Below are 16,097 nucleotides of genomic sequence, written 5' to 3'. Positions count from 1 at the left end.
CCTGCAATAAAAAAAGCCCCTGATCGCAACAAGATCAGGGGCTTTTTTGTTTCGCGCTGGTGTCTGTATGGCTCCGTTCAGCGCTCAATCGAAGTTTTATACAGTGGATTCTCCATTGTTGAGACGAGGTCAATCGAAGCCTGTGCGAGTGTCGAAAGTTCTCATTGAGGCAGAAGGTCATCGCAACGGTGGGCAACGTGCGCGGCAGTGGGGGCGTGGGAAGAGGGACAGATAGACCAATCCTCTATCGGCTGTCCTTGCGGCGGGATTTGGCTTGGGGCTTGTCCTGAGAAGCCGGAAATACACGGGCGTACAGGAAGTCGATGAAGGCCCTGACCTTGGGTGAAGGATGTTTGCTGGCGGGCCAGAGGATGTGGAAAACGCCAGTGCGTTCTGCATAGTCGGCCAGAACGGCTTGCAGTCGCCCATCTGCCAGAGGCTCCCTGACCGAGAATTCCGGCAGGTAGGCAATGCCCAGGCCTTGCAAGGCAAAGCACACGCGCGTCTCGATGTTGTTGCAGATCATCGAGCTGGGTAGCGTCAGTTCGGGCTCATCGGTCGCGCGGCGCAAGGCCCATGGCTCCAGCTTGCCGCTGTTGGGAAAGCGGTAGTGCAGGCAGGTGTGATTCAGCAGATCAGCAGTTACTTTGGGTATTCCTTGCCGCGCCAGATAGTCGGGTGAAGCGACCAGTAGCGACCGGAAGGAGCCAAGCCGACGGGCGGAGAGGCGCGAGTCAGTGGGGTCCCCTGTTCTGATCACGGCATCGAAGCCTTCCTCAATTACATCGACCAGCCTGTCGGTGAAATCCAGATCCAGCTCAATCTCGGGGTACTCGCGCATGAAGTCGCCGAGGACGGGCAGCACCAGTGAGCTGACTAGCGGCAAGCTGACCCGCAAACGGCCACGTGGCGTCGTGGTCGCTTGTGACAGTTCCTGCTCTGCTGCCTCGATTTCGGCAAGGATGCGACGGCTGCGTTGCAGGAACAGTGTGCCTTCGGCTGTCAGCGTGACACTGCGAGTGCTGCGGTGGAACAGGCGCACACCCAGCTTTTCCTCTAGCCGCGCTACGCTCTTGCCGACAGCGGATGCCGACACGCCCAGCAGCCGACCAGCCGCAACAAAGCTGCGTACTTCAGCCACTTGAACGAACACCGTGAAGCTGTTGAGACTGTCCATCATCACACCTCGATTACGGACATAAAGTTCCGCTTAAAACGGAACTCTACCTGACTTTTTCTTTAATTTCAGGCTTTCTATCATGGCAGTTCGCTCCATTGATGAAAGGAATTATCCGTGATGACTTCAGTAATTACGCCAGGCGCCAGCGTCCCGTCAGCGCATCTTTCCACCCGTGTGCAGACCCTTGTTCAACAGGCACTGGGCCAAGGTCGCCTGGTCGGCACGGTCGTGCTGGTGGCCCAGGATGGCAAGCTGATCCATCACCAGGCTTATGGCTGGGCCGATCATGAAAGTCGTCGTGCGATGACGGTGGATACGGTCTTTCGCCTGGCCTCCGTGAGCAAACCCATTGTCTCCACCGCCGCACTGGTACTGGTGGCGCAAGGGCGCCTGGGGCTTGATGACAGCATTCACTCTTGGCTGCCTGAATTCCGGCCGAGTTTGGCTGATGGTCGGCTTGCGCAGATCACGGTTCGGCAACTACTCAGCCATACGGCCGGATTGGGCTATCGCTTCCTGGAGACTGATGCGCAGGGTCCTTATGCACGGGCTGGTGTGTCGGACGGTATGGATGCGTCGGGTATCAGTCTGGGAGAGAATCTGCGTCGCATCGCCACTGTGCCGCTGCTGTACGAGCCAGGAACGGCCTGGGGCTACTCCCTGGCAATCGACGTGCTGGGTGCCGTGATCGAGCAGGTGTATGGCGCGCCTTTGGATGTGGCCGTGGGCCAGCTTGTGACGGGTCCGCTGCGCATGGCGGATACCGGTTTTATCGCGCGGGATGCGCAAGGCGTGGCGACTGCCTATGTAAATGGCACACCTCAGCCGCATCTACTGCAAGAAGGCGAAACGGTCTCGCCCTTTGAGGGGGCGGTGGGTATCCCTTTCAGTCCTGCGCGCATCTTCGATCCGCAGGCATTTCCTTCGGGGGGAGCGGGCATGGCGGGTACGGCAGGTGACTTCTTGCGCTTGCTGGAGGCCTTGCGCCAAGGGGGCGGCGGCCTGCTGCCCAGCGAAATGGTCGCGGAAATGGAGTGGGACCAGACGAATGGCGACGAACTGCCGGATGCACCGGGATTCGGGTTTGGACTGGGCTTTTCGGTCCTGCGGGACCGGACACTGGCTGCATCGCCCGAGTCCAATGGAACCTGGCGCTGGGGTGGAGCCTACGGCCATTCATGGTTTGTCGACCGGGCGCAAAGGCTCACTGTGGTCGCCTTCTCCAACACCTTGTACGAAGGGATGTCTGGCCGCTTCGTCACCGATTTGCGTGATGCAGTCTATGCTGCTTTGGAGTCTGGACAATGAGTTCGACCGCTATGAACAGATCAGCCTGCTCGCAGGAAGACAATGAGACACTTGTGAACAATCAGGATCGTCTGCCGCTGCCTGCCTTGCTGACCTTGGCGATGGCAGCCTTCATCACGATCCTGACCGAAGCCTTGCCTGCTGGCCTGCTGCCTTTGATGGAGCAAAGCCTGACGGTATCGGAGGCATTAGTCGGCCAACTCGTCACCATTTATGCGATTGGCTCACTGCTTGCCGCAATTCCATGGACGGTGGTCACGCAGCGTTGGCGGCGCAGGCCATTGCTGCTGATCGCCATCAGCGGCTTCGCCTTGGTCAATATGGTGACCGCCGTCTCTGACAGCTACACCGTCACATTTGTCGCTCGCTTCTTCGCCGGTGTATTTGCCGGGCTGCTTTGGGCCCTGGTGGCTGGCTATGCAGCGCGCTTGGTGCCCGCACACTTGAAGGGGCGCGCTATTGCGGTTGCCATGGCGGGCACACCGATTGCGCTTTCTCTCGGTATTCCAGCCGGTACATTTCTGGGTGTGGCCTACGGCTGGCGCGCGACTTTTGGTCTTATCAGTTTGCTGACCGTGATTCTCGTGTTCTGGGTGATCGCCAAGGTGCCGGACTTTCCTGGGCAAGCACGCGGAAAGGGGTTCGCGCTCAGGATGGTTTTTACTCTACCGGGTATTCGGCCGATTCTGTTCGTCACTCTATTCTATGTGCTGGCTCATAACATCCTCTACACCTACATTGCGCCCTTTCTCGTTCCAGCCGGTATCGCGGATCGGACCGATCTCGTACTGCTGGTTTTTGGCGCAGCCGCGCTACTGGGCATTTGGATTGTGGGTGTGTTGATCGACCGCTGCTTGCGTGAACTGGTGCTGATCAGCACGACCTTGTTCGCACTTGCCGCATTGGCTCTTGGCCTTGTCGGCACCGTACCAGCTGCTGTCTACGTGTCTGTCGCCATCTGGGGGCTAGCTTTTGGCGGCTCGGCAACGCTCTTTCAAACGGCTTTGGCCAAGGCAGCAGGGGAAGCCACCGATGTGGCGCAATCCATGATGGTGACGGTCTGGAATATCGCCATTGCCGGTGGCGGAATCGTAGGCGGCATTCTGCTCGAAACTTTTAGCGTGTCCGCCTTTCCGTGGAGTGTGCTGGCGCTGCTCGTCGCAGCATTAGCAGTCACTGTAGTGAACAGTCAGGCGGGGCGTGGTTGGTGATTCCCAGCACGCCTTGATGTTTGATCTTGAACGGTTAATTGCCCAATTTTTTTCAAGCCGTCCTGCTCGATTTCAATCCGAGCAGGACGGTGCAGCAAGATACCGCCTTATTCCTTATCCGCCCCACGATAACGCTGGTAGGGCAGGACGTTCCAGGTACGTGTGGTCAGTTGCTTGGCAGAAATCACCGCCGGAATATCGTCCAGCAAACTGCGGGCCGAATGCAGCTCCCGCACGACCTCTTGCTTGTCCTGATACATGAACTCGTCCGAGGCTTCTTCCGGTGCTTGCTGCTGCTTTTCCTCCAGATCGCTGATCAGACGTTCTTGCTGGAAGCGCAAGGCTGCACGGGCATCTTCAATCCAGGAGGCTTGCATGCTGCGGTTGTGGTCCACCACGGCGCTGTACTCGGTGTACACCCCGTTATAAATATCCCCCGCATGGTGCCGGACGTCGTGACTGGCAATTTCCAGATCGCGTACGGTTAGCTGAGACGGATCCAGCGGTTTGCTACGCTTGGCCCCGCCCAGACGGGTGTACTGAGTGTAGTAGGGGAACATGCTCTGGATAACCTTGCTGACGGGCTGGATAGCTTCGCCCTCCTCGCACAGTCCTTTGGGTTGCACGCCTTGCATGGCGGGCAAAATGGATTCGGGGCGGCAAATCTCCTTGGGCGGCATGATGCCGTGGCGCAGCATCTCGCGAATGCCGGTGCCGGAGATGGTCAGCCTGAAGCGATCATCGTGCGGGCAGGTCTCGGAAGTGGCATGGCAGGCGCAGCGCGTGCAGTAAAACACTTCGTGGAACAGGCGCACATCAATGCCCATTTCCTTGGGGCTGAACTGATCGAAAATGCTGTGGCTGGCGTACTTGTCGTAGTAGCTGCCAATCCCGGCATGATCCCGTCCAATCAGGGCATGGGTACACCCGTAGTTCTTCATGATCAGGGCATGCAAAATGGTTTCGCGCGGGCCAGCAAAAATATAGGTGACACGCAGCGGCGACAAGATGGCTCGCTCTTTGGGGTAGTAGGTATCCAGCACGTTCCGGTAGGCCATCATGCGGAATTCATGGCGCACGTATTCACGCTTGGCCATCTCCACCAGTGGCTGCAGGAACAGGCCATCAATGCCTTCCAGCGCATTGCGGTGTATGTACTCATGGCCCCGGTGCAGCGGGTTTGCGCCGGTGATAAAGCCTGCTACGGAATTGAATTTCTTTTCTTCGTAGAACAGACGCCACGTGTCTTTGGGCTCGCGACGCAGCTTCTCGAACGGGCCCCAGTCCACACGCTGCAGCAGGTGCAACGTACCACCCAGGGACACATCGCCCATGCGGCGGTAAATGGAGTCCACGCCGGGGTGGTTTCTGTCCGTAGTGCCAAACAATTGCTGGGCGCGCTGCTCCTTGTCGTAGGAGAAGATGTCCTCGATGCTCAGGATGGCTACCGGCTCGTTCTGGCTATTGGTCAGCGCGACCTCGGAGCCGACCGAAAGTCCTTTAATAATGTCGCGGTTGCGATCGCCAATCGGGGCGAAGCTCAAAGGCACAGGCCACACCACACCATTACTCAAACGACCCTCTTTGAGCACGGAGTTGTAGTCGGCCTCGTTCATGAAGCCTTTGTTGGGGGAGAGCACCCCGGTCGCAATCATCTCGATAGTGATGACGGCTTCCAGATCCACGCGGATGCTGGGCAGGGAGCGCGCACGCTCAATCTCGTCCTTGACGCGATCTTCCGGGACGACCTGATTGACCAGCGTTCCACCGTGCGGTTGCTGTGGGTAGCGATCAAAGTTCAATGTTGAGTGGTTCATATTGCCTCCTTTAATTTGCCCCGCATGACGATGAAAGATAGTTTTTTTGTCGGGGCGTTTCCGTTTGCGAGTGATAGATGAGTTCCAGACCGGGACCCTGGTCCCTGGGTTTGAAACGCTCTATTTCTTCTTGTGATGTCAGACGAGAAATCCTTGTCTGAACAGGTGATGCAGCGCTGGCTTGAATACCGCCTGCGCCTTGTTTTGCTGCGGTCGTTTGATACGGCATGACGACAGGGATGCAGACATTGTTTCGGGCCTGTTGGATGGTGAGGTGATCTTCACCGTAGCCCATGATGCTGCGTGTGCTGCTTGCCCCAAGAGATCCGTCCTGAAATTCAAATTGGGTATAGGTGATAAGCCCTAGTTTTCCAAGTCCAGATCCCGCAGGAACTGTCTTAGTATTACTCACAATCGCGAGAAAAATCATCGCGTTATACCAAAGTAGGAGACAGTGCAGATGACGCCAGCTTGGGTGGTGTTGGCTTCTTTGATTTACGCCGCAATTTTGTTCGCGATTGCCTGGTTCGGGGACAGGAATCCCTTGTATACCCAGCGCCCCTGGTTGCGACCCACGGTCTACAGCCTGGCCTTGGCTGTGTACTGTTCGTCCTGGACGTTTTACGGGGCGGTTGGCTCGGCTGTGCGCTATGGCATTGGTTTTTTGCCTATTTATTTAGGCCCGTTTTTGATGCTGCTGTTTGGCTGGCGGATTATTGAACGGCTTGCCCTGGTGGCCCAGTCCCAGAATACGGTTTCCATTGCTGACTTCATGGCCAGCCGTTATGGACGCTCGCAGCGTTTGGCGGCGATGGTGGCCGGGATCGCTGTGGTGGCAGCGGTGCCGTATCTGGCCTTGCAGTACAAGGCCGTGGCCTTGAGCTTGAGTGTGCTGGCTGGCACGGAATTTCATGCCAGTTTTCTGGGGGATCCGGCCCTGTATGTGGCGATCCTGATGGCCTTGTTTTCCATTCTGTTTGGCACGCGCCAAGTGGATGCTACCGAGCACAGGCCGGGTCTGATGTTGGCGGTGGCCTTTGAGTCCGTGGTGAAACTGGTGGCGTTGGTGGCTGTCGGTCTGTTCGCTGTTCGCTGGTTCGGAAAGGCTGAACTCAATATGGTGGGGGCCGTCAGTACCCTGTTCGAGAGCAGCCCGCCGGTGGGGTTTGTGGGGCAGACCCTGCTGGCCTTTGCCGCCATTATTTGTTTGCCCCGCCAGTTCCATGTGGCCATTGTCGAGTGTGGTGATGTGGTCGATATTCGACGGGCACGTTGGTTATTTGGGGCGTATCTGCTGCTGGTCAGTGTCATGGTTTTACCCATTGCAGCAGCGGGTGTCAGCCTGTTTGGCACTGGGGCCGAGGGCGTGGCACCGGATAGCTTTGTGCTGGCATTGCCCTTGTCGCAAAACCAGGTGGGGCTGGCCTTGATGGTGTATATCGGCGGCTTTTCTGCGGCGACGGGTATGGTCATTGTGACCAGCGTGGCGCTCTCCACCATGGTCAGTAACGATCTGGTCATGCCCTTGTTGCTGCGCCGGGGCTGGGCCCAGTACCAACAGAGCACTGTGGCCTCTACGGTGCTATGGATACGTCGTGTCGCCATCATGGTGCTGGCCGGAGTGGCTTACGGTTATTACATGCTCAGTGGCAGTGACACGACCTTGGCGGCCTATGGCTTGATGGCCTTTGTGGCAGTTGCTCAGTTTGGACCAGGCTTGATCGGTGGTTTGTATTGGCGCGGTGCCAGTCGGCAAGGGGTGGAGGCCGGTCTTTTATTGGGCTTTGCGATCTGGGTTTATACCTTGCTCCTGCCAACGCTGACCGAGGTCGGTTTGCTGGCAGATGACTGGTTGCATCAGGGGCCCTTGGGGCTGTCCTGGTTGCGCCCTTATCAGCTCTTCGGGCTGGAGGGTTGGGACCCGCTGACGCATGGCACGTTCTGGTCCTTGTTGTGCAATATCAGCGCCTTTCTGTGGGTGTCCTGGCGCAGACGTCCGGGGCTGGGGGAGCGCTTGCGTGCCGAGCCGTTTCTGAATCCGTATGCGGAACGTCAGACCCTGGCGGCACGACATGCGTATGGGGATTTGTCGGTACAGGATTTGCTGCTGCTGGCCGAGCGTATTGTTGGCAAGAAGATGGCACGGCGTGGGTTTGAGACGCAGGCCCGACAGCTCAAGCAATCGCTGGAACCGGGTTTGAAGGCTGACAGTGCCTGGGTGCATTTCACCGAGCTCTTGCTGGCGGCCGCAGTGGGAGCAGCGTCCGCTCGTTTGGTCTTGACCAGTGCCTTGCGTGGTTCGGGCATGGAGGTAGCGGCCATTATGGCCGTGCTGGATGAGGCGGGCCAGGAGCTGCGTTTCAACCGGGATATTTTGCTGGCTACGCTGGAAAATATTGATCAGGGCGTCAGTGTGGTGGACGCAGATATGCGTCTGGTCGCCTGGAATCAACGCTACCAACAGCTATTCGATTACCCGCCCAGCATGTTGTATGTAGGCCGATCTGTGGCGGACCTGATCCGTTTTAATGCGGAGCGGGGCAAGGTTGATGGCGTGGAAAGCATAGGGGTGGAGCAGGCTATCGAACGTCGTATTCAGTTCATGCGCGAAGGCTCTTCCTATGTGACCCAGCGCATGTTGAATGACAAGCAGGTGGTCGAGTTGCGGGGGCGGCCTTTGCCGGGCGGCGGCTACGTCACCAGCTATAGCGACATCACACAATACAAGCGTGTGGAGCGCGAGTTGCGTGAGATGAACGACAGTCTGGAGCAGCGCGTTGCGGTGCGCACGCAGGAGGCGGAAAAAGCGCAGGAGTCCCGTACCCGTTTCCTGACTGCGGTCAGCCATGACGTGCTGCAACCGATTAACGCGGCACGCCTGTTTGCCTCGGCCTTGCGCGATACCCATGATCTTGTGGAAATGCCCAATCTGGCTGAACGGGTCGATACCTCTTTGCGTACGGCGGAGGAATTGCTGGAAGGCCTGCTGGATATTTCCCGGCTGGATGCTGGTGCCTTGAAGCCGGATCTGGGCGTGATCAATGTCCAGCACCTGTTGCAGCATTTGGCGGATCAATATGCTCCCATGGCGGCACGGCGCGGCATTCAGTTGCGGATACATGCCCGCCCGCTGCGGGTGTATAGCGATCATCGTTTGCTGCGGCGGGTGCTGCAGAACTTTCTGGCCAATGCTTTGCGCTATACCCAGGAAGGGCGGGTAGTGTTCGGTGTGCGGGTTCGGGGCGAGGAGCTGGAGTTTCAGGTCTGGGACTCCGGCCAAGGTATACCGCCTCATCACATTCAGCAGATTTATGCGGAATTTCATCGCTACGAGCAGGCTTTTGATTGGGATGGCCGCGGTCTGGGTCTGGGCTTGTCGATTTGCCAGCGGATTGCCGTCCTGCTGGGCCATACCTTGGATGTGCGATCAGAAGTGGGGCGCGGCAGCATGTTTTCGATTCGTGTGCCCTTGAGTCAGGCTTGTGAGGCCAGCAGTCACCCAAGCAATGAGTCCAGCCAACCTGCCGATGGCTTGGCTTTGAAAAGTTTGCGGGTACTGTGCCTGGATAATGATCTGGATATTCTTGCGGGCATGGAGGTATTGCTGGGCCGTTGGGGGGCACAGATTATTACCGCGAATACAGTGGATAGTGCTTTGGAGAAAATTGAGCTGAACCCGGATGTCTTGTTGGTGGACTATCACTTGCATGATCGTCTGGACGGCTTGCAGGCACTGCAATTATTGCGCCTGCATTTGCCCCACGCACAAGGTGCTTTATTAACGGCGGACGGAAGTGATGAACTGAAAGCCGCTGCCCGCCAATACGGTTATCTGGTGCTGACCAAGCCGGTAAAGCCCGCTTCGCTGCGAGCTTTTTTGACCGCACAGATTAAAACGTATTAGCGTCCTGGGCTTCATCCTGGTTCAGGCCAAGATGACTGGCCATCAAGACGGCCTGGGTGCGATTGGAAGCACCCAGCTTGCGCAGGATGGCCGTCATGTGCGCCTTGATGGTGGCCTCCGAGACATTCAGATCATAGGCAATCTGCTTGTTCAGTTGCCCGGTGCTGAGCATTTGCAGCACGCGAAACTGCTGGGGCGTCAGCTCGCGCAGTTTCGCGGCCACTTCGCGTTCGTCCAGACTGATGCCGGGGGCGGAGGAGCCAATGTCCGGCAGCCAGGTGCCGCCATCCAGAACCACTTGCAAGGCCACACCCAGTGTTTGTGCATCAATGGATTTGGGGATGAAACCCATGGCGCCGTGATCCATGGCGCGGCGCATGAAACGGGCCTCTTCATGGGCGGTGACCAGAATGATGGGCAGGGAGGGGTAGGTCGCGCGCAAATGGACTAGCGCACTGAAACCAATGGCCCCCGGAATATCCAGATCCAGCAGGAGCAGATCGGCGTCAGGATGGTCGTCGACCAGTGGATATAAGTTGGAGATACGATCCGCTTCGTAGATGGCCGTGCCGGGAAACAGGCTGGCTACGACTCCTCGTAACGCTTCACGAAATAGCGGGTGATCGTCAGCAATGAGCAGTTCATTCATGAGGGGATTATGCCATGTCCTAGGTTCTGTAATGGTGCCTGCCAGGATGAGCTGCACATCAGTAAAAACAGGGCACCGAAATGCCCTGTTTTCTGTTCCTGCATGCTGATCAAATCAGCGTAAAAGCTTTAGTGAGCGCTGGCGCTGGCCGCACCAATGCCGGTTTGACTGCGTACGGTCAGAGCCTCGAAGGCTTCGCGTTCCTGGGTAGCGCGGGCGCTGTTATCCAGGGTTGAGAACAGCCAGATCGAGAAGAAAGCCAGCGGGATGGACAGGATGCCAGGGTTAGGGAAGGGGGTGATGGGCTCGGCAAAACCGAATACATCCACCCATACCGTGCTGCTCAAGACCACCCACACCGTGGCGGTGACCAAGCCCAGGAAGCCGCCAATGGTGGCACCACGCGTGGTGCAGCCACGCCAGGCAATCGACAGCACCAGGACCGGGAAGTTGGCACTGGCTGCAATGGCAAAGGCCAGGCCCACCATGAAGGCGACGTTCTGGTTCTCAAAAATAATGCCCAGCAAAATCGCCAGCACACCCAGAACCACTGTGGAGATACGCGAGATGCGCATCTGGTCTTTTTCGGTTGCGCGTCCTTTGGCTATGACGTTGGCGTACAAGTCATGCGAAATGGCTGCGGCACCAGCTAGAGCCAAACCTGCGACCACGGCCACAATGGTGGCGAAGGTGACTGCTGCCAGGAAGCCCAGCAAGAGATTGCCGCCTACTGCATTGGCCAGGTGCACCGCCACCATATTGGTGCCACCAATCAGGTTGGTCAGCATGTTGAAGGAGCCATCCGGGCCAGTCTGGAAGTACTCGGGATGCTTGACCAGCAAGGCGATGGCACCGAAACCGATGATGAAGGTCAGCAGGTAGAAGTAGCCAATAAAGCTGCTGGCGTAGATAACCGATTTGCGGGCTTCCTTGGCATCGGCCACGGTGAAGAAACGCATCAGGATATGGGGCAGACCTGCGGTACCGAAGGCCAGTGCAATACCCAGGGACAGCACGTTCAGCGGGTTGCTGCTGACGGCAGCGCCGGGTTCAAGAATGGCGTGTCCGGTAGGGTGTGTTTCCACGGCGGCGGCCAGCATGCTGTCCACATCCCAGTAGAACGCAGCCAGAACCAGAATCGTCATCAGTGTGGCACCGAACAGCATCAGTACGGCCTTGATGATTTGCACCCAGGTGGTGGCTGTCATGCCGCCAAAGGTGACGTAAATCATCATCAAGGAACCCACAATCACCACGGCCACGTTGTAGTCCAGACCAAACAGCAGCACGATCAGCTTGCCTGCGCCGACCATTTGCGCGATCAGATACAGGGCAATGATCAGCAGGGAGGCGCTGGCCGCCAGAATCCGCATGGGGTTCTGGGACAGGCGAAATGAGGTCACATCGGCAAAGTTGTAGCGGCCCAGATTGCGCAGGCGCTCGGCAATCAGGAACATCACAACCGGCCAGCCGAACATGAAGCCGATGGCGTAAATCATGCCGTCAAAACCGCTGACGTACACCATGCCCGCAATCCCCAGGAAGGAGGCGGCGGACAGATAGTCTCCGGCAATTGCCAGGCCGTTTTGAAAGCCGGTCAAGCCGCCACCCGCCGTGTAAAAGTCCGATGTGGTGCGTGTGCGGCGAGCCGCCCACCAGGTAATGACCATGGTCCCGGCAATAAATATCAGGAACATGACGATGGCAGAGGTATTGGCCTGGCCAGATGAGGCCGCCATGGCATTGCCGCTGGCCATACCAAACAGGCCCAGGCTCAGAAGTAGTTTCTTCATGTCACGTCCTTCATGATTTGAGCCAGCAAGGGGTCATAAACCTTGTTGGAGATGTAGACGAACGTGGAAACGAGAACAACGGCACTGATAAGCACAATGGCGGCGCTAAGCACCCCAATGGTCATGGTCATGGAGCCCACGGAGCGGCTAAAGAGCTCGGGATCAAAGGCCAGCGTCAAGATAAAGCCTGCGTAAACAATGACGGTTAAGCCAAAGAAGATCAGGCTCATGCGGTTACGTTTTCTGAGCAACTCTTGATAGGCGGGGTGCTGGGTTACTGCCGTGACGACAGTATTGGCTGAGCTCATCGTTATGTCTCCTTATAGGTTTGATGATTCTTAGCATCGAGGCTCTCTGAACACAGTGCATGTACAAAGAGTGGGCGCTTGGGGGCGCTCTATGTACAGCATGTATAGAACGAATCAACTTTTCCTGACAGGCGACTTTGGTCGTAGATGAGGGGGGAGGCGGTGCCTTTTTTATGCTCTGGACGGTATTAAAAAAGCGCTTCGGCCGTGGCAAGTTCCTGTGCTGGCTTGTCCCGGTGAGTGACGCCGCTGACCTTCAGAACTTCAGACAAGAGCAGATGAGACACGCTGGCAACGGCCGCCGCATTATCAGGCTGCTGCTCAAGCCCTGGCTGGCAGGGCAGAGGCCAGCGCGTTTTGGGCCGCTCTTTGTAGTCCTGGTCCGTGATATGCACAATATCCGCACAGCGGCTTTCCAGAAGACGGATCAGCTCCGGCATCTGAGCATGTCGGGGGAGCAAATCAAAAATCAGGATGACATCCTGGCTATTGATGTCGGCCAGGTACTCCGAGACGGTTTGGCCTGCTCCGGGGATCAGCCTTACGCCGGGCATGAATCGGGATAAATGCCAGTAAAAATGCCCCGCCAGGAAGTAGTTTGCCTGCAAACCCACCAGCCAAATCTGGCGCGCGTGGCTAATGGCCTGGCTGGCATCAAGCAAAACGGAGTGCGACAGGTGTCGGTAGGTATTGCCCAGCTTGCTATAGCTTTCTTGCAGATGCGTGTTCAGAGCCGTTTCACCGGGGGAAAGCGGCTGTGTGATCGTGGTGAGGGAGTCGTCTTTTCGCTCAGTACGAATCTGTTTGCGTGCGGCTTCGTAGTTCACGTATTCCAGACGGCGAATCAGACGTGTGACGGTGGCATTGGAGACGTGCGCCAGGCTGGCCAGTTCCGACGCGTTGTAGCTGGATAGATCACCTGAAAACTCCAGCGTGAATTGAGCCAGACGTCGCTCGGAGGCGGGGAGATCGCTGAGGATGGCGCGTACACGGTCAAAAAAGGAAATGTTGCTGATGTCTGGCATGGTGCGGGGCGTTGCCCTGTTTTTTTCAATCAAGGAAAGCGGGTGCTGCTATAGAGCCAAGGTTGCGGCTTGTATTGCCTGGTCGAAGATTTCAAGGCCACATGATACCTGAGTGCGCAGAGCGTTTAATTTCGTCTAAATCCGTTTAATTTCAGCCCTGTTTGATTCCTTCTTCTTGATTAATAAGCAGAGTTTTTCTGATGAACGAATCAGCTTATGGCTTTGAAATAATCTTGCACCGCAATCAGGGCATCTGTAAAAGAGCCGTGTACAAACTCCGTGCTGATCGCCACCATCAAATTGGAGGGCAAGCCAAAATCTTCAATCAGGGCCCCATTGCGATCACGCCAGATCTGGCTGGCGGGGTTCAGTACGACGGGGCTGTAGTGTTCGCGCACCGTATCCAGTACGGTGTCCGCCGTGGAGCGGTAGGTGAAAACAGGTAAACCCAGGGCCACGGCATAGCCAATTTCAAAGGCGGTGCCGGTATCAATTTCTGCCCCTCTAAAAGGGGTGATGTTGGCTACGACAGCATCAGCCTGGTCCAGCAGGCGAATATTGTGGTGGTAGATGGAGGAGGCCTCGATCTCTTCCTGGTCAACGGGATGCAAGGGCTTGAAGCCAAAGTCCCGTACCAATTGCTTGTGCAGCTTGGCGCGCTCGGTGGCATCGCTGAAGAAAACGTCAGGGCCCGCTAAATAGATACGCTTCATATTGGCTCCTTGGTGAGCAAACAATCAGGCTTAGTTGGAGTTGCCGCGTCGATACAGGCTTAGCGCAATACCCAGGCCTGCAAGCATGCCTGCGCAGCCCCGGTTCAGCCAGCGCATGGCCTGGCCCGACAGCAGTCGCATGGCGTGATGGCCCCCTACGGCGTAGACCGTCATCAGGGCAATATCAATAAAGGCGGTAATCAGCGCCAATGTAATGTACTGGCTGGCAATCGCGTCTTCCGGGCGGATGAATTGCGGCAGAAAGGCAGAGAAGAACAGCAGGCCTTTTGGGTTGGACAAGGCGACCAGCAAGGAGCGCAGAAAGGCGGCCCGGCCAGACAGGACTTTTTCTGTGGAGGTTTCTGCCTGGATAGCGCTGACCGGAGCGTTCCAGAGTCCATAGGCCAGATACAGCAGATAGGCTGCACCAATCCATTTCACCACGCTGAAAAGCTGCTCGGAAGCTAGCAGCAGCGCCCCCAGTCCACAGCCCACGGCGGCGATCAGAATCAGGTCCGAGAGCGCGGCACCCGCAATACCGCAGGCCGCAATTCGCTTGCCGCCACGCGCGCCATTGTTCAAGGCAAGCAGCATGGTTGGGCCCGGCATGATAGTGACGGCCGACACGGCAATGATATACAGAGAAAGGCTGGCTAAATCCACGAAGATTCCTTGATAAAGGCTAGGCTGCAGGAGCATCTGGCGGAGCCAGCACGCTACAGTATGGCTGCTGTCTGGGCTGATGCGATCGGGTTTGGCTTGGACTATATACAAAAAAGGCCAGCCTGAATGGCTGGCCCCTTGTGCGTCAAGGTGTCAAATCAGGCACGGCCTGGTTCGAGTGTTGCCGCAGCGGTAAACAGCACATCGGTTGAGGAGTTCAAGGCTGTTTCTACCGAGTCTTGCACCACTCCAATGACAAAGCCTACGCCAACAACCTGCATGGCAACATCGTTGGAGATACCGAACATATTGCATGCTAGTGGAATCAGCAGCAAAGAGCCACCAGCGACGCCAGATGCACCGCATGCAGCAATCGTAGCAACCAGGCTCAGTAGCAGAGCGGTAGGTAGGTCAGCGGGGATTTCCAGTGTATGCACTGCAGCGAGCGTCAGCACGGTAATCGTGACAGCAGCACCGGCCATATTGATCGTGGCACCCAGCGGAATAGAAACAGAGTAGGTGTCTTTATGCAGGCCCAGACGTTCGCACAAAGCCATGTTCACAGGGATGTTGGCAGCCGAACTGCGGGTGAAGAAGGCTGTGATACCGCTTTCACGCAGGCAGGTGAATACCAGCGGGTAAGGGTTGCGACGCAGCTTGGCGAACACAATCAAGGGATTGATGACCAAGGCTACCACCAGCATGCAGCCTACCAGTACGAGCAGCAACAAGCCGTATTGGCGCAGTGCGTCAAAGCCGGACTCAGCAATGGTGACCGCGACCAGACCAAAAATCCCCAGTGGCGCAAAGCGAATGACCAGACGCACCAGAGAGGAGACGGCATTGGCCATATCGGTCAGCAGGTCACGCGAACCTTGCGAGCCGTGTTTCAGCGCCAGGCCCAGAGCAATAGCCCAGGCCAAAATGCCCATGTAATTGGCGTTGAGCAAGGCATCAACCGGGTTGACGACAATGCTGGTCAGCAGATCCAGCAACACCTCAACGATATTGCCGGGTGGGTTCAGGGTGGCGTCGGCCAGATCCAGCTTGAGCTTGACCGGGAAGGCAAAGCTGGCGATCACGGCAATCAGCGCGGCCAGGAAAGTGCCCAGAACATACAAGAGCAAAATCGGGCCCATGCGGCTGGAGGACTGGGCTTTCTGATTGGCAATGGAAGACATCACCAGCACAAACACCAGAATCGGCGCTACCGACTTCAAGGCAGAGACAAACAATTGACCAAGCAGGGCGATCGAGTGTGCGGCATCAGGAGCAAAGCGCCCCAGCAAAATACCGGCGATCAAACCGATCACAATTTGAGTAACAAGACTGCCATGCAGGATAAAGCCTAATGGGCCTCTGGCTTGATTGGCGGGATGGGCCATGAAAAGCGACTCCAGACAAAAGGGTAGGTGTGAAGTACGTGAAAAAACGCTCTGGCGAGGACTCAGCCAGAGCGCGGAAGAGGGTTATTCTAGCACCACGAGCTATACATTTTGTAGCCAGTGTGATATGGTTGCTAATCC

At 57.0% G+C, this 16,097-nt stretch carries 13 protein-coding genes; 3 read left to right on the top strand and 10 right to left on the bottom strand.

From position 1 onward, the window contains the following. Positions 1-244 precede the first annotated feature (244 nt). The gene (locus OSH09_RS06170; RefSeq protein ID WP_266120557.1) at positions 245-1,177 is read right to left on the bottom strand and encodes a LysR family transcriptional regulator; all 933 of its coding nucleotides are present in this window, start codon (positions 1,175-1,177) and stop codon (positions 245-247) included. Between the two features lie 120 nt (positions 1,178-1,297). Between OSH09_RS06170 and OSH09_RS06165 the strand changes: the two genes are divergently transcribed. Both OSH09_RS06165 and OSH09_RS06160 read left to right on the top strand, forming a co-directional pair. Then, a complete protein-coding gene (locus tag OSH09_RS06165) occupies positions 1,298-2,488 on the top strand; it encodes a serine hydrolase domain-containing protein (RefSeq protein WP_266120556.1) in 1,191 nt (396 codons plus the stop codon). 11 nt (positions 2,489-2,499) lie between these two features. Continuing rightward, positions 2,500-3,699 (top strand): MFS transporter, encoded by a 1,200-nt coding sequence (locus OSH09_RS06160; RefSeq protein ID WP_266120555.1) that lies wholly within the window; start codon positions 2,500-2,502, stop codon positions 3,697-3,699. Between the two features lie 107 nt (positions 3,700-3,806). Here the strand turns inward: OSH09_RS06160 and OSH09_RS06155 are convergent, their stop codons facing one another. Then, positions 3,807-5,516 (bottom strand): sulfate adenylyltransferase, encoded by a 1,710-nt coding sequence (locus OSH09_RS06155; protein ID WP_266120454.1) that lies wholly within the window; start codon positions 5,514-5,516, stop codon positions 3,807-3,809. A gap of 10 nt (positions 5,517-5,526) precedes the next feature. Continuing rightward, a complete protein-coding gene (locus tag OSH09_RS06150) occupies positions 5,527-5,946 on the bottom strand; it encodes a hypothetical protein (RefSeq protein WP_266120453.1) in 420 nt (139 codons plus the stop codon). Between the two features lie 30 nt (positions 5,947-5,976). On the opposite strand from OSH09_RS06150, the gene OSH09_RS06145 reads away from it, so the two are divergent. Further along, complete coding sequence (locus OSH09_RS06145; RefSeq protein ID WP_266120452.1) at positions 5,977-9,420, top strand: hybrid sensor histidine kinase/response regulator; 3,444 nt, start codon at positions 5,977-5,979, stop codon at positions 9,418-9,420. Here the strand turns inward: OSH09_RS06145 and OSH09_RS06140 are convergent. The 7 genes from OSH09_RS06140 to sstT all read right to left on the bottom strand — a co-directional run bounded on the left by OSH09_RS06140 (position 9,407) and on the right by sstT (position 15,956). Further along, complete coding sequence (locus OSH09_RS06140) at positions 9,407-10,069, bottom strand: response regulator transcription factor (protein WP_222667021.1); 663 nt, start codon at positions 10,067-10,069, stop codon at positions 9,407-9,409. The two genes, OSH09_RS06145 and OSH09_RS06140, sit on opposite strands and share 14 nt — an antisense overlap. A 128-nt stretch (positions 10,070-10,197) precedes the next feature. Continuing rightward, a complete protein-coding gene (locus OSH09_RS06135) occupies positions 10,198-11,862 on the bottom strand; it encodes a cation acetate symporter (RefSeq protein ID WP_035272637.1) in 1,665 nt (554 codons plus the stop codon). Further along, complete coding sequence (locus OSH09_RS06130; RefSeq protein WP_088450401.1) at positions 11,859-12,170, bottom strand: DUF485 domain-containing protein; 312 nt, start codon at positions 12,168-12,170, stop codon at positions 11,859-11,861. The genes OSH09_RS06135 and OSH09_RS06130 overlap by 4 nt, the downstream gene beginning before the upstream one ends. A gap of 188 nt (positions 12,171-12,358) precedes the next feature. Then, positions 12,359-13,195: a MurR/RpiR family transcriptional regulator gene (locus tag OSH09_RS06125; protein ID WP_207875248.1), complete on the bottom strand. Its 837-nt coding sequence runs from the start codon at positions 13,193-13,195 to the stop codon at positions 12,359-12,361. A gap of 209 nt (positions 13,196-13,404) precedes the next feature. After that, the gene (locus tag OSH09_RS06120) at positions 13,405-13,908 is read right to left on the bottom strand and encodes a nucleoside 2-deoxyribosyltransferase (protein ID WP_266120451.1); all 504 of its coding nucleotides are present in this window, start codon (positions 13,906-13,908) and stop codon (positions 13,405-13,407) included. A gap of 30 nt (positions 13,909-13,938) precedes the next feature. After that, positions 13,939-14,571, bottom strand: a complete 633-nt coding sequence (locus OSH09_RS06115) for a LysE family translocator (RefSeq protein ID WP_266120450.1) — start codon at positions 14,569-14,571, stop codon at positions 13,939-13,941. 158 nt (positions 14,572-14,729) lie between these two features. Further along, a complete protein-coding gene (gene sstT, locus OSH09_RS06110; protein ID WP_266120449.1) occupies positions 14,730-15,956 on the bottom strand; it encodes a serine/threonine transporter SstT in 1,227 nt (408 codons plus the stop codon). Positions 15,957-16,097 lie beyond the last annotated feature (141 nt).

It is taken from the genome of Alcaligenes parafaecalis, assembly GCF_026344135.1.
GTDB lineage: Bacteria > Pseudomonadota > Gammaproteobacteria > Burkholderiales > Burkholderiaceae_B > Alcaligenes > Alcaligenes parafaecalis.
This window is presented reverse-complemented; position numbering and strand designations above follow the sequence as displayed.

What these genes read in the sequence shown, in the direction of transcription:
- OSH09_RS06170 (WP_266120557.1), bottom strand. Translation starts at nt 1,177, where the DNA reads ATGGACAGTCTCAACAGCTTCACGGTGTTCGTTCAAGTGGCTGAAGTA.
- OSH09_RS06165 (WP_266120556.1), top strand. Translation starts at nt 1,298, where the DNA reads ATGACTTCAGTAATTACGCCAGGCGCCAGCGTCCCGTCAGCGCATCTT.
- OSH09_RS06160 (WP_266120555.1), top strand. Translation starts at nt 2,500, where the DNA reads ATGAACAGATCAGCCTGCTCGCAGGAAGACAATGAGACACTTGTGAAC.
- OSH09_RS06155 (WP_266120454.1), bottom strand. Translation starts at nt 5,516, where the DNA reads ATGAACCACTCAACATTGAACTTTGATCGCTACCCACAGCAACCGCAC.
- OSH09_RS06150 (WP_266120453.1), bottom strand. Translation starts at nt 5,946, where the DNA reads ATGATTTTTCTCGCGATTGTGAGTAATACTAAGACAGTTCCTGCGGGA.
- OSH09_RS06145 (WP_266120452.1), top strand. Translation starts at nt 5,977, where the DNA reads ATGACGCCAGCTTGGGTGGTGTTGGCTTCTTTGATTTACGCCGCAATT.
- OSH09_RS06140 (WP_222667021.1), bottom strand. Translation starts at nt 10,069, where the DNA reads ATGAATGAACTGCTCATTGCTGACGATCACCCGCTATTTCGTGAAGCG.
- OSH09_RS06135 (WP_035272637.1), bottom strand. Translation starts at nt 11,862, where the DNA reads ATGAAGAAACTACTTCTGAGCCTGGGCCTGTTTGGTATGGCCAGCGGC.
- OSH09_RS06130 (WP_088450401.1), bottom strand. Translation starts at nt 12,170, where the DNA reads ATGAGCTCAGCCAATACTGTCGTCACGGCAGTAACCCAGCACCCCGCC.
- OSH09_RS06125 (WP_207875248.1), bottom strand. Translation starts at nt 13,195, where the DNA reads ATGCCAGACATCAGCAACATTTCCTTTTTTGACCGTGTACGCGCCATC.
- OSH09_RS06120 (WP_266120451.1), bottom strand. Translation starts at nt 13,908, where the DNA reads ATGAAGCGTATCTATTTAGCGGGCCCTGACGTTTTCTTCAGCGATGCC.
- sstT (WP_266120449.1), bottom strand. Translation starts at nt 15,956, where the DNA reads ATGGCCCATCCCGCCAATCAAGCCAGAGGCCCATTAGGCTTTATCCTG.